We start from the raw sequence: 12,458 nt of genomic DNA on the forward strand, positions 1-12,458 counted from the left end.
TCTGAGCCGCAACCTTAATCGCCAACACATCGCCAACTAGTCGCCGCACTCAAACGGCTTGCGCCGACGCAATTGAGTTTGCCTGCGCTGACGCAGTCGGGTTTGTGTTCAACGCTCTCTCCTTTTCACCTTTCCACCATCCCACCCTTCTACATTTGCTCCATCCAACCCTGAGCTCTCTGGTCATTTCTGATTAATTATACATCCCAAAATATCAGCAGAAACCATAAGCCTCTCCCTGGGAAGGGGTGGGGAGGCTTTACTCATCCCTCAACGCTTCAACAGGATTCTTTGTTGCCGCCCGCCAGCTCTGCCAACTCACAGAAACCAGTGCAATCAAAAATGCCAGAAATCCGGCCAAAGCAAAAATCCACCAACTCAAAGCAGTGCGATAGGCAAAATTTTCAAGCCATCGGTTTACCGCCAGCCACCCAAGAGGTGCAGCCAGGACAAAAGCGATGATCACCCATTTTACAAAATCCCGGTTCAACATAGTCATTATCTCAATTATTGTTGCCCCGTTAACTTTTCTAACACCTATTTCTTTGGTTTTGTAAAGACTTAGAAAAACAGACAACCCCACAATTCCCAGAATAGAAACAATGATGGACAGAAAGCTAAAAGCGATAATAAAACCAGCCTGCCGGCTTTCATTTTGATACAGCGCCTTCATGTGCTCATCCAAAAAGAAATATCTGAAGGGAAGTTCGGGACTCAGCTCCTGGTAAATATTGCGCGCATCCGAAAGTGCTTCTTTTACGTTGTCTCCTGTAAATTTCACACTCACATTTCCAAAGTACCGCGGATTGTCAGAATACCAAAAACAAAAGGTTCCACATTCTCGCGCAGTGACACAAAGTTAAAGTCCTTAAGAATCCCAACCAAAACACCATTATTCACCTGAGTGCCCAATGCCCAGCCATACTGTTTTGCCGCTGTTTCATTACTTATGATGTTGTTCAAATCTCCTTCACCCTCTCTAAAAAAACGCCCCTCCTTTAATTTAAAATCCATCATGGGAATATAGTCTGCACCAACCGCCCAATACCACACCTGGCATTTTTGACCATTCACTACAAAAGAATTCATCTCTTTTGCCTGTCCGGGAACGGCTCTTGAAAATCCCACCTCTCTTATGGATGGTGACTCTAACAACCGTTCCCTTAAATGAAGATATTTATCACGCAAGTCATTGTTCATCTGAATTACCAGGGTATTTTCTTTATTGTATCCCAATTTGCTGTCCTGCATAAACTTCACCTGCTTAATAACACCAACTGATGCAATGATCAACGCAATAGTAGCAGCAAACTGAGTAACCGTTAAGATGGCCCTCATAGTCCCTTTCTGACGTCCATTGAATCTTTTAAGTGAAATAACAGGGTTTTGAGTTGTTATTTGCCACGACTGGAAAACTCCGGCTAAAACTGCAAAAACAAAAACAGAGAATCCGAAAAACACGAAAAGCCAGGGATTTTGCATAATGGGTAATTCAAACCCCAAAAGCATAAAAGAGTAGTCTTTTATCAGAAAAAAGGCAAAAAGCACAGCAAGAATGAAAGAAAATCCAAATAAGAGGAGGGCTTCCAACACATGACTTTTTCCGATGCTCAAACGGTTGCCACCAAGAATCCGGAAGATACTAATACTTTTTATGCGTTGTGGTATCGAAGCAGTTGTGAGGTTTACATAATTAATAAGCGCTACAATAACAATTAATATCCCCACCAGAAAAAGCGCATCCACAAAATTTTTACTGTTCGAGGAGAACAGAGGTGTTTCGGCAACTTCGGTTGTAAAATGCATATCACTCAATGGCCGGAGTACCAACTGCACGGACTCTCCCTCATTCAGAAATTTGTTATATTTCTCGATACTCGCTGATTGGTCATTGATCTTTTTTTGCAGCATCCGGGCATCTGTTCCATCTTTTACCCTGATAAAAGTGGGGTAATTGACAATGCTCCATGTCTCTGCCCGCTGTATATGGTAGTGGTTCTCTCGCAATCGAAGAATAACAGGAGCCTGCACTACTGAATTCTGTGGCAGATCTTCAAAAACGCCGGTAACCCGGTAATACTCATCGTCATGTTTCAGGGTCTTACCCAACACATTGGTTTTGCCCCATGCTTTGGTGGCAAAGTGCTCCGAGATTATCACTGTCCCCGTTTGGGAAAGGGCCTCCAGCTCATTCCCCTCCACAAAACTGAAAGAAAATATCCGGCAAAGGTTTTCATCTCCATACGCATAATTCTCGAATCCATCAGCTTTACCACTGTCTCTCTCCCACTGAAAAAACCCCTCTTCCCATGTTCCCCAAGGCATATAAATGGTGGAGACCTCAATTTCAGGAAATTCATTTGTAATTGTGTTCCCGGTTGGGCCCATCAAATAAACCGAAGTTTTTTCCTGACGCGGAAGCTTTACTTCAACCCTGTAAATCTCAGAAACATGCTCATTGTAGTTGTCATACTGATATTCATGCCATACATAAAGCATTATGAGAGTGAAAGCAGTAAAGGCACTCACCAGTCCCGCTAAATTAAGGAAAGTAGTAAGCTTCGACTTCTTGAGATTAGTTAAAACCAATTTAAATTGCAAATTCATGATGCGTTAGATCATTATAGATTTAGAAAATACTGATTAGCTGGCAAACTTCCTTCAAACGCTATCCAAGGGCTAAAACGCCAACCGGTCACCACGCCATTATGGACTGCGCTGACGCTCTTGGATTTACCTGGGCTGGTACAGTCAGGTTTGTGACCAATGTACTCACCATTCAACCCTTCTACTTTTCACCATCCGCCCCATGCTCCAGGCCCCATGCTCCACGCCTATGCCCTGTGCCCCTCACTCATACTTCAGGGCTTCCACAGGATTGCGACTTGCAGCCCTTACGCTCTGGAATATAACGGTAACGATGGCCACCGAAAGAATAAGCAATCCTGCCAACATAAAAATCCAAATATTCATATCAATCCGGTAGGCAAACCCCTGCAACCATTTGTTCATCAAAACCCAGGCTATAGGAATGGCAACTGAAAACCCCAAAAGTCCGGAAATCAGAAAAGGTTTTATCAACCGGGTTACAATACTTGAGACAGGCTCTCCCATGCACTTTCGTATGCCGATTTCTTTGGTTTTTTGCTCGGCCATAAACATGATCACACCCAGAAGCCCCATAATAAGAACAACGACAGAAAATGCAGAGAAGATCCACACCAATATTTTCAAATTTCTTTCCGATGCCAGAATTATATCCATTTCCTGATCAAAAAACCCATAATCCATGGGAATATCCGGTTCAATATTCCTCCCTGTGTCCTGAATCTGATTCAAGGTGGACTGAATATCACCACCCCCGGTTTTTATTACCAGAAAATTAATGGACCACTCGTCACTGAGCGTTTTAAGGGCCAACGGTTGTATTTCTTCAGAAAATGAGTTAAAGTGAATATTTTTCATTACACCCACAATACGAAAGGTTGAGCCATAAGCTTCCAGCGATTTTCCTTCAAAACTGTCCCATCCAATAAGATTGGCAAAAGCCTCATTTATAATTACCCCCTCCTGATCTGAAGCCCTGAAGTATGTCCCTTCTTTCATTTTAGCCCCAACGGTTTCCATCATGTCTTCATCAGCACGCCAATCAGTAACCAGAGGTTTAAATTCCGGATCTTTTCCTGCCCAGCTCCAGCCTTCTCCGTTATTACCAATTCTAAATGGCAGATATGACATCACCGAGACTGATTCAACATTGGTAAGGCGACTTATCTCTTTTTTAAAGACCTTGTAGTCATCTTTGAGCTTCCCTTCCAGATTAATATATATGAGCTGCTCTTTTTCATATCCCAGATCCATTTTTTGTAAATAGGCAGTTTGCCTGGAAATGATAAGTGTTGAACTGAGCAGCATAAGCGAAACCAGGAATATAACTGCCACCAATGCATTTCGAAAAAAACCTTTACTTTTTAATGACTTATTACTCGATCGCATGGTGCGAACAGGCGAAAACGAAGTAAGATAAAACGAAGGGTAACTGCCTGCAAAAAATACCGTTACCAAATAAATCAACCCCAAAACGAGAAGAGGCTTCCACGAAAAAATGGCCAGAGGATCAATGCTTTTACCTATAATATTGTTAAATACAGGCAACACTGCAGCGGCAATGAGTATAGCTACCAAAAAAGCGCCCATACAAATAACAGCTATATCATAATAAATCATTCTGATAAGGCTCTGACGAGTTGCCCCGAGTGTTTTTCTCAATCCGGTCTCTTTAATTTGCTTAAGCGAACGGGCGGTATTTAAATTAATGAAGTTCAGCGTGGCAGCCAAAAGGACCATCATAGCGATGAGTGCAAAAATATGTACGTTGCGGATATGATTTTCTTCAAACAAATAGCGGTTGGCAAATTTATAAGCCCTCAAATAATTAGTTGACTCAGGCATCTCCTGCTGAATTCGGTCAGTGATGGAAGAGGCAATTTTGTCAAAATTCTCCGGCTCATGCAACAACCCGAACGTAGCAAAACTATTATTGTACCAGGTGTTCAGATAGTTTTCGCGGTTGAACAGATTTGATAAATTAGCCACAGGCATTAACGCAGTAAACTGAATGGACGAGTTCTCCGGAATATCTTCAATTACACCCACTACCGTCAAATCAAGACTGTTATTATATTCTATCATCTTACCCACGGGATTTTCGCTGCCGAAAAACTTTTCAGCTGTGGTACTGGTCAATACCACTTTGTTTTTAACACCTTCTTCCCCACGACCTCCCTTCATAAATGGAAAAGACATTACATCGAACAAAGAATAATCGGCAAATGCCACCTTCTCCATATATTTTTCATCTCCGAACTCCAAAAGGTATTCAGTATATGGTGGCCAGTAGCGGCTGGTGGTCTCAATCTCCGGGTACTCAGCACTAATCGCCGGACCAACAGCCGGGGGGCACCCTCCGAAGGTGACTTTTTCCTGACCTCCTTCAAGATAAGCATGTACCACAAATATGCGGTCAATTTTTTCATGAAAGCGATCGTAACTCACCTCATCAACTGTCCAGAAAAAGATGAACATTACGCAAATAAGTCCCACCACAAGCCCGGATATACCCAGCAAAGATGCCGTTTTGTTCTTTTTTAGTCGTCTGAATGTTAGCAGTATATCTTTCATTTTTTATCTGATTTTCTTTTAAATCACAAACGCCAATTGTGCTTCCTTAACGCCAACAGGTCCCAACGCTCAAATGGCCTACGCTGACGCAGCTGGCTTTGCGTCTTACACACTCACCATTCAACCATTTCATCCTCCTACCCTTCTACCCTTCTACCATCCAGCGCCCCATGCTCCATGCCCTAAAGCAACATCTCCCCCAGCTCCTTCTTCACTTCTTCTGTAATAATCTGACCATCGAAAAGATTAACCACCCGGTGGGCAAATTCAGAATCATGCAATGAGTGGGTTACCATCACGATGGTAGTTCCCTCGCGGTTGAGTTCAGTGAGCAGATTCATCACTTCCAGACCGTTTTTAGAATCCAGGTTACCGGTGGGCTCATCGGCAAGAATCAGTTTGGGATTGGCAACAACGGCCCGGGCTATAGCAACCCTCTGTTGTTGTCCCCCTGAAAGTTGCTGAGGGAAATGCTTCTTTCGATGGGCTATCTTCATTCTTTCCAGCACTTGCTCCACTCTCTGTTTTCGCTCTTTCGCCTTCATTTTAAGATAAATCAAGGGCAACTCCACATTTTCGAACACATTGAGTTCATCAATCAGATTGAAGCTCTGGAACACAAAACCAATATTCCCCTTTCTCATACTGGTACGATGTCGTTCTTTTAAGCTGCCCACTTCGCTGCCATCGAAAAAATACTCGCCCCCCGTAGGGTTGTCCAGCAATCCCAGTATGTTTAGCAACGTAGATTTGCCGCATCCCGACGGGCCCATAATGGCCATAAATTCTCCTTTTTGAACATGCAGGTTAACATGGTTCAATGCACTGGTTTCAATCTCTTCAGTGCGAAATACTTTTGATAGGTTTTTTGTCTTTAGCATAAAAAATGGTTTAAAGGAGAAAGGGTAAGAGGGTGTAAAGGTGAAAGGGAAGGAAGGTTGGATGGTAGTAAGGTTAAACGGTGAAAAAGAAGGTGAAAACCTTTCTCTTTTTGCCCTTTCACCCTCCTACCTTCTCATCGTCCCACCTTTTCTCTATCTTCTTTTCTCCCTGTAGGTTATCATTTTCTGGATTTTAGCGGATAATATTTTTGTTTTATTCATGGGATTCTCATCTTCCTGTACAACACCAACCCTTTCTGCTATTATTAGCTGAGTTCTTAATTCAGCACAAGAACCCTTAGCAATTCTCAAGAATCTCAAAAATTCATTGTTGGATTGACGGTCAAAACCCTCTGCAACATTCGATGGTATTGAAACTGCAGAGCGTTGAATCTGGTCTCGTAACCCATAATCCTTGCAGATTTTCAAAATGCGATAAACTTCAACAGCAAGACTAACTCCTTCTTGCCAGATTGTGAGATCTTCAAACTTTTCAATTCTGTTGTTCATAATTCGTAAGATTTAAGGTTAAAAAATGAAATATAAGAATTTACATTCTATAAAATACAACCTCAAATCCAAACCATTTCACCATTCTACCATCTCACCCTTCCACCCTTCCACCCTTCCACCCTTTCACCCTTCCACCCTTTCACCCTTCCACCCTTTCACCCTTCCACCTTTGCCATTCTCCCTGCCCACGCCCCCTCATCTCAGCTCCAGTCGCTCATTCTCTCCAAACATCTCATAGCCCGATGTAATAATCTTCTCTCCAGGTTCCAGCCCCTCAATTACTTCATAATACCGGGGATTTTGCTTTCCGATTCTGACCTCACGTTTGTAGGCAGCGGTTTCCGACTCATTAAGCACAAAAACCCAGCGGCCACCGGTGCTCTGGAAAAAACCGCCACGGGGGATCAAAACGGCCTTGGCGGGTTGACCCAGTTGCAACTGGACATGATAAGTTTGTCCGGTACGGATTTTTTCAGGCCTGGAACCATCAAAAACCAAGTCAATCTCAAACTGACCATCGCGAACTTCGGGATAGACCTTTTTCACATGCAGTTTGTAATCGTCCCCGTTGCGGTCGAATGCAGCAGGCAGTTCCCTCCTCACTTTATCGATGTAGTGCTCATCCACATTGGCCTCAATTTTATAATCCGACAGCACATGAACCATACCGATGCGCTGTCCCTGGGAAACAGACTGTCCAATTTCAGCATCCAGCATTCCCAACTGACCGTCAACAGGGGCTTTAACCTCAAGATTATCCAGTCTTTCCCGCACCAGTCCCAACATTTGGCGCATCTTCAGAAGGTCATTGTCCAGAGTTTTCATATTAGTCATCAACATAATAGAATCATTCCGGGCTTTAAGCCGGTTTATTTCCAATAACCCTTTCTCATACTCAAAATCTTCTTTGGCTTGCAAAAATTCTTCACGCGGTATCAACTTTTCTTCATACAACATTTGGGATTGTTCATAATTCCTCTTTTTTCGTTGCAGACGAAACTGATTATCAAGCAAACTCTTTTTTGATTGTATCATTTCTGATTCAAAGCTGATGCGGGTATTTCGCAAATAATTCTCTTTTTCGGCCAAAGAGGCTTCACTGTTGAGGATAGTCTGAAAAAGCTGCCGATTCTCCAACCTGAGAATTATATCTCCCTTCTGAACCATGGCGCCCTCTTCAATTATTTTTTCCTCAACCCGTCCTCCTTCAATCGCATCGAGATAGATAGTTGAAATGGGTTCCACCCGACCAATGATGGTTATGTAATCATTGAACATTCCGCTTTCCACGGTACCTATGGATAATTTTTCTTTCTCCACCCGCATCACCGAACTGTGGTCGGCCCAAATAATCTGGTACAAAAGAAACAGCAACACCACTGTTCCCAAGGCAATATAAATATGCTTCTTTTTAATTCCTTTTTTCTTTTCTATGACTCTGTCCATTGACATATTTCATCAATTTAAAATTACACTTTTCATTAGCTGGTGAGTTGAAAAGTTCAAAAACCTCCTTTCTTCTGCCTTGCAACTGAGTTCCTTTGAACCAATACCACCATTCTATCCATTCATCTTTTTACCTTCCTACCCTTATACCATTCCACCCTTTTAATATCCACTTCCATACCAAAAACCACTAAACATTGAACAACAGAACAATAACCTCATCAGAGCACATCGGTATGTAAAAAAAACATACGCACACCTGTAAAATATTTTGACACATTTTTGCTTTACTCTTTACAACCCCATACATTTGAATTATCAAAAAAAATATGCGATATGGTCAAAGGAAATATCCTGATTGTTGATGACAATAAGAGCGTTCTAACGGCTTTGGAGTTTCTTCTTTCATCCGAGTTTGATAAAGTTGAGTGCATTTCAAACCCCAATTTGATAACCTCCCAGCTGGAAAAAACTCCATACCACCTGGTTCTTCTGGACATGAATTTTAAAACAGGAGCAAATACGGGAAATGAGGGAATTTACTGGCTTCAGCACATAAAAACAAAGAAGCCGGAAATATCGGTAGTTATGATTACCGCTTACGGCGATGTGGAATTAGCCGTAAATGCATTAAAAACAGGGGCCACAGATTTTGTTTTGAAGCCCTGGGACAACACCAAACTTTTGGCTACCGTGAAAGCCGCCGTTCAACTCAGCCAATCGCGAGGAGAAGTCAACTCCCTGAAGCAAAAGGAAAAAGACCTGAAAAGCGGTCTCCAGAACAACCGGAAGCACATCATCGGCTCTTCTCCTAAATTGATGCAGGTATTAAATCTGGTCCGAAAAGTAGCAAAAACCGATACCAACGTGCTGATTACCGGAGAAAACGGAACAGGCAAGGAACTTATTGCTCAGGAGATACATCATCTGTCGGTCCGAAGCAATGAGATGCTTGTAGAGGTAGATATGGGGGCCATCAGCGAAACACTATTCGAAAGCGAACTGTTTGGGCACGTCAAAGGGGCGTTTACGGATGCCAAAGAAAACAGAGCCGGCAAATTCGAGGTAGCGAATCAGGGAACCCTTTTTCTGGATGAAATTGGAAATCTCCCCCTTCATCTTCAGGCCAAATTGTTAACTGTTTTACAAAACAGGGAGGTCACCCGCGTTGGTTCCAACAATTCCATACCGATTAACATCAGGCTTGTTTGCGCCACCAACCGGAATCTTACCTCGCTGGTAAATGATAGTCTATTCAGAGAAGACCTTCTCTACCGTATCAACACCATACACATTGAAGTGCCCCCATTGCGTGAACGCGGCGAAGATGTGCTGATACTGGCCCGGTTCTTCCTAAAAAAATATGCCTCAAAATACGATAAATCTCAATTGGAAATTAACAAACAGGCACAAGAAAAACTCCTGAAATACAACTGGCCGGGAAATATACGTGAACTGGAACATGCCATCGAAAAAGCAGTAATTTTAAGTGATAGCAACGTACTCAAACCCGATGATTTTTTCCTGAAGCCTGTTACAGGAAATCATTCCCGAACGATTGAAGATACCCTAAACCTTGAAGATATGGAGAAACAGCTTATTTCCGCGGCAATTGAAAAACACCCCGGAAACATTACCGCAGCCGCCAGTCAACTTGGAATAACCCGTCAGACACTCTACAACAAAATGAAAAAACTGAACCTGCAATGAAGTTTTCTTTTATAACACATTCCGTCATTGTTATTCTTCTGATTGCGACATCAGCAATTACAGCAGGATGGGGCTTCTTCGACTTAAACAGCCAACTGCTCGGAATGATGGCTTCACTTTCATTTTTGTTGCTGATCTGGCATCTGATCTCCTATCAAGCCCGGCTGTTTAGAAAAATAAACTATTTTTTTGATGCGGTACGAAATGAAGACTCTGCACTATCCTTTCCCAAAAATAACAATGACAAATTTCTTAACCAGCTTAGTTCAAATCTTGACAGAATTAACGAACAACTAAAACGAATAAAGACGGAAAGCCATCAACGAGAACAATATTTTCAAACGCTAACAGAACATGTAGCCACAGGAATAATCTCTTTTGACGAAACCGGTTTCATCCTTAATGCTAACAAAAGCCTGAAACGAATGCTGGGCCTCGAGCAACTTACCCACCTCCGGCAACTGAAGAAAGTGGACGGCCAGCTGGCCAATATGCTGTTGAACCTTCCCCCCGGAAATCAGCGAATGCTTACCATCAAAACGGCAGTCGGAAGAACTGTCAACCTCCTAATAAAATCAACTTCTTTTAAGAATGAAAACCGCACACTCAGGTTGGTTTCACTTCAAGACATCAATGACCAACTTAGCGAACAGGAGTTGGATTCATGGCTCAAATTAATCAGAGTACTCACACATGAAATCATGAACTCAATTGCGCCGGTTACTTCACTTTCTGAAAACCTCAGGAACCTGTACACCCGGGAGGGAAAAGTGATTACACCGGAAATGGTTTCCGAAACTGTTATCGCCAAAACAGCAAAGGGGCTGGAAGTCATTGAACAACAAGGCAAAGGACTCATTAGATTCGTGGAATCGTACCGAAAACTCACGCGGCTTCCAAAACCGGAAATAAAGCCGGTCAACCTCAAAAACCTTATTGAAAACACCGTACTCCTCAATAAATCCTCCTGGCCTGACCTGCGAATATCCTTGCAAATTCTGGATGCCGATTTACGCATCCCGGCAGATGAAAAATTATTCTCGCAGGTGCTGATAAACCTGCTCAAAAATTCAGCAGAGGCTCTTGAAGGTAATGATAATGGAAAAATATCAATTACAGTTTTACTCAACCCGGATAACCGGGTAGAAATCACCATTAAAGACAATGGTCCCGGCATTCCACCCGGCATCATGGAAGAAATTTTTGTGCCCTTTTTTACCACCCGTGAAAATGGCAGTGGCATAGGACTGAGCTTGTCCCGGCAAATCATCCGTCTTCATGGAGGAAAACTTAACGCCAGGTCGCAGCCTGGTAAAGAAACCGTCTTTTGCATTGAAGTTGATTCGGCAGATTAATGTTTCAGGAAACTTTTCAGACAACAATCCGTAATTACGACTTAACCCCGATTGTAATTTTGTAAGTTTATTAAACAATTTCTTTATGGGGGGTTCATCACAAAAATTCATACTTGTTCTAAGAAAAATCTATTCAAAAGTTATGTCTCTTTACTATAAATATTCGACACCTTCAGCGTCGAGATGCATAATATTGCAAACTACTATAATCATAGGAGCCTTTCAGGCTCCATTCAGATATAATTTAAGTCATGACCCCGTAAGCGGGTCAAATCTTTATAGAAATCCAAATGTGCCTGAAAATCGACCCAAAAGCGGGTCGTATCAACAATAATGTATTTAGTCTAATGATTATTTTCTACAAATTTGTTTCTTTCAAAGTCCAATAGAGTAAGCGTTATTACAATAAACAAAAAAATAAATCCATGACTGTTGACAATTACAGCAACCTCTAATAACAACATCAAATTTTTTATATAACTTATGTTTCAGACAATCAGCAAATATCTAGGGGCCTTCCTTTTCCTGTTACTGTTGGCCTTAATAGCCATACTTCCTTTCCCTGTTCTTTATGCCATTTCCAACTTCTTTTCATGGCTTTTGGGTAATGTTTTTAAATACCGCCTGAAAGTAATTGAGGAGAACCTGAAAAAATCAGACCTTCCTTTATCTGACAAAGAAAGAGAGCATACAGTAAAAGCATATTACCGCAATTTATCAGATATCATTCTGGAAGGTCTAAAAAGCTTTTCCATGTCGCAGCGCACAGTGATTAAACGCCACAGAGTAGTAAATCCGGAACTATTGAATCGGTTCCATGCTCAGGGAAAAAGTGTTATCGTGGTTACCGGTCACATTGGAAACTGGGAATGGGGAAGTCTCTCGGCAGGCATCTTTACCAATTACAACGTTGTGGCATTTTACAGTCCAATGCGCAACAAACCCATCGACAAAATGATGCGGTGGTCGCGCTCACGGTTTGGCACCATTCTCTCACCCACAAAAGGCACTACCAATACTTTTGCAGAAAATAAAGATTGTCCCACTCTATATGTGATGGCCGCCGACCAGAGTCCCTCAAAGGTTTCATCGGCTCACTGGATTCATTTTCTGGGGAGAACCACCGGATTTCTTCACGGCCCTGAAAAACATGCCCGCCACAACAATTATCCGGTGATTTTTGCCGAGATTGACAGAATAAAGAGAGGTCATTACGAATTAGAATTGAAGATTCTCACCGAAAAACCTATCGAGACAGCTCAGGGAGAAATTACCCGACAATATGCCAAAGTTCTGGAAGATTACATCCGCAGGCATCCAGACAACTGGCTGTGGTCGCACAGAAGATGGAAACGAAAACCACCACAGTAAC

General features: G+C 42.4%; 9 protein-coding genes. 3 read left to right on the plus strand and 6 right to left on the minus strand.

Annotated features, from left to right (window positions below; genetic code table 11):
* Positions 1-259: 259 nt before the first annotated feature.
* The 6 genes from QZZ43_RS17220 to QZZ43_RS17245 form a co-directional block, all read right to left on the minus strand.
* Positions 260-781 carry an FtsX-like permease family protein gene (locus QZZ43_RS17220; protein ID WP_291861901.1) on the minus strand — a complete coding sequence of 174 codons (522 nt, stop codon included), beginning with the start codon at positions 779-781 and terminating at the stop codon, positions 260-262.
* Positions 782-783: 2 nt separating this feature from the next.
* Positions 784-2,607 (minus strand): ABC transporter permease, encoded by a 1,824-nt coding sequence (locus tag QZZ43_RS17225; RefSeq protein WP_291861903.1) that lies wholly within the window; start codon positions 2,605-2,607, stop codon positions 784-786.
* A gap of 243 nt (positions 2,608-2,850) precedes the next feature.
* Positions 2,851-5,181 carry an ABC transporter permease gene (locus tag QZZ43_RS17230; RefSeq protein WP_291861905.1) on the minus strand — a complete coding sequence of 777 codons (2,331 nt, stop codon included), beginning with the start codon at positions 5,179-5,181 and terminating at the stop codon, positions 2,851-2,853.
* A 182-nt stretch (positions 5,182-5,363) separates the two neighbouring features.
* A complete protein-coding gene (locus QZZ43_RS17235; RefSeq protein WP_291861906.1) occupies positions 5,364-6,062 on the minus strand; it encodes an ABC transporter ATP-binding protein in 699 nt (232 codons plus the stop codon).
* A 153-nt stretch (positions 6,063-6,215) separates the two neighbouring features.
* Complete coding sequence (locus tag QZZ43_RS17240) at positions 6,216-6,572, minus strand: four helix bundle protein (RefSeq protein WP_291861908.1); 357 nt, start codon at positions 6,570-6,572, stop codon at positions 6,216-6,218.
* A gap of 198 nt (positions 6,573-6,770) precedes the next feature.
* A complete protein-coding gene (locus QZZ43_RS17245) occupies positions 6,771-8,021 on the minus strand; it encodes an efflux RND transporter periplasmic adaptor subunit (protein WP_291861910.1) in 1,251 nt (416 codons plus the stop codon).
* Positions 8,022-8,357: 336 nt separating this feature from the next.
* Here QZZ43_RS17245 and QZZ43_RS17250 point away from each other — a divergent pair, with 336 nt between their 5' ends.
* The 3 genes from QZZ43_RS17250 (at position 8,358) to QZZ43_RS17260 (ending at position 12,457) form a co-directional block, all read left to right on the plus strand.
* The gene (locus QZZ43_RS17250; RefSeq protein WP_291861912.1) at positions 8,358-9,731 is read left to right on the plus strand and encodes a sigma-54 dependent transcriptional regulator; all 1,374 of its coding nucleotides are present in this window, start codon (positions 8,358-8,360) and stop codon (positions 9,729-9,731) included.
* Entirely contained in the window at positions 9,728-11,086 is a 1,359-nt protein-coding gene (locus QZZ43_RS17255; RefSeq protein ID WP_291861914.1) for an ATP-binding protein, read from the plus strand. The genes QZZ43_RS17250 and QZZ43_RS17255 overlap by 4 nt, the downstream gene beginning before the upstream one ends.
* Positions 11,087-11,569: 483 nt before the next feature.
* Positions 11,570-12,457, plus strand: a complete 888-nt coding sequence (locus QZZ43_RS17260) for a lysophospholipid acyltransferase family protein (protein ID WP_291861916.1) — start codon at positions 11,570-11,572, stop codon at positions 12,455-12,457.
* The last annotated feature ends 1 nt before the right edge of the window (position 12,458 follow it).

This window comes from Marinilabilia sp., from assembly GCF_016278715.1.
Taxonomy (GTDB): Bacteria; Bacteroidota; Bacteroidia; order Bacteroidales; family Marinilabiliaceae; genus Marinilabilia.

Coding starts and splice junctions, on each gene's coding strand:
- QZZ43_RS17245 (WP_291861910.1), bottom strand. CDS start 8,021: ATGGACAGAGTCATAGAAAAGAAAAAAGGAATTAAAAAGAAGCATATT.
- QZZ43_RS17235 (WP_291861906.1), bottom strand. CDS start 6,062: ATGCTAAAGACAAAAAACCTATCAAAAGTATTTCGCACTGAAGAGATT.
- QZZ43_RS17260 (WP_291861916.1), top strand. CDS start 11,570: ATGTTTCAGACAATCAGCAAATATCTAGGGGCCTTCCTTTTCCTGTTA.
- QZZ43_RS17255 (WP_291861914.1), top strand. CDS start 9,728: ATGAAGTTTTCTTTTATAACACATTCCGTCATTGTTATTCTTCTGATT.
- QZZ43_RS17240 (WP_291861908.1), bottom strand. CDS start 6,572: ATGAACAACAGAATTGAAAAGTTTGAAGATCTCACAATCTGGCAAGAA.
- QZZ43_RS17225 (WP_291861903.1), bottom strand. CDS start 2,607: ATGAATTTGCAATTTAAATTGGTTTTAACTAATCTCAAGAAGTCGAAG.
- QZZ43_RS17250 (WP_291861912.1), top strand. CDS start 8,358: ATGGTCAAAGGAAATATCCTGATTGTTGATGACAATAAGAGCGTTCTA.
- QZZ43_RS17230 (WP_291861905.1), bottom strand. CDS start 5,181: ATGAAAGATATACTGCTAACATTCAGACGACTAAAAAAGAACAAAACG.